The sequence below is a fragment of the Streptomyces sp. B1866 genome, assembly GCF_031932565.1.
GTDB lineage: Bacteria > Actinomycetota > Actinomycetes > Streptomycetales > Streptomycetaceae > Streptomyces.
Genome location: NZ_JAVSCF010000527.1, coordinates 1 through 1,194, shown reverse-complemented (window position 1 = coordinate 1,194; position 1,194 = coordinate 1). Strand labels below are relative to the sequence as shown.

The following is a 1,194-nucleotide window of genomic DNA, read 5'->3' as shown; positions in this document are numbered from 1 at the left end:
ACAGCGCCGCCTCGCCGAGCAGTGGCTCATCCAGATCGCTGCCGACATGACGCGCGGTACCTACGTCGACCCGCAGGCGGCCCGCATCACCTTCCGGCAGTACGCGGAACAGTGGCTCGCCAGCCACTCCGGGGAGATCAACGGCCGTGACGCGGTTGAAAGGCATCTGCGACTGCACACCTTCGACCACATCGGCTCTCGCCCGGTCGTGTCCTTCAAGCCCGGTCACATCCGGACCTGGCTGAGCACCCTGGAGAACACCGTTCCTTCGGCGACCTATCGCCGGATCATTCTCGGAACGGTGACGGCCGTGTTCGCCGCAGCCGTCGACGACCGCCTGATTCCCGACAACCCGTGCCGCGCCAAGTCGGTCCGCGTTCCGCAGTCGAACCCGTCACGGGTGGTCCCGTGGACGCCCGAGCAGGTGTTCGCCGTGCGGGCCGCGCTGCCGGAGCAGTACCGCGCGATGGTGGACATCGGGGGCGGTTGCGGACTCAGGCAGGGAGAGATCTTCGGCCTGCCGGTTGATGAAGTCGACTTCAGCGGCGAGTGGCTGACGGTCCGACAGCAGGTGAAGCGGGTACGCGGCAGGTTCGTCTTCGCTCTGCCGAAGTGCCGGAAGATCCGTGACGTGCCTCTCCCCTCCCAGGTGGCTTCAGCGCTGCGCGAGCACATGACGCGCTTCGAGCCGGTGGAGGTCACGCTGCCCTGGGGGAAGCCGGACGGGCCGCTGGTGACGAAGACGCTCCTCTTCACCGGCCCGGCCGGGCGTACCGTCCGTGCGAGTCACTTCGATGACCGGCTCTGGAAGCCCGCCCTGGTCGCCGCTGGCTTCATCCCCGAGCCGGAGAAGGGCGAGCGATACGCGGCGGCGCGGGAGCACGGCATGCACGCGCTCAGGCACTTCTACGCCTCGGTGCTGCTGGACGCCGGGGAGAGCATCCGGGCCCTGAGTCAGTACCTCGGTCACAGCGATCCCGGGTTCACGCTCCGCACCTACACGCACCTCATGCCGAGCAGCGAGGGGCGGACCCGCAAGGCCGTGGACGGCATCTACCGGGCGCCCGGCAAGGCCGGAGACGGCCCGGAGACGGCCCAAGCGGCGTAGGGCGGCCCCTGGCTAGGGCTTCTGCCCTGGTCAGGGGCACTATAAGCCGATGTATCAGGACTTCATCTACTTCTACCCGCTGTACA

General features: G+C 68.2%; 1 protein-coding gene. It reads left to right on the top strand.

The window, feature by feature from the left end:
- Positions 1–1,108, top strand: a 1,108-nt coding sequence (locus tag RKE29_RS29975) for a site-specific integrase (protein ID WP_312008855.1), incomplete at its 5' end; no start/stop codon positions are given.
- Positions 1,109–1,194: the final 86 nt, after the last annotated feature.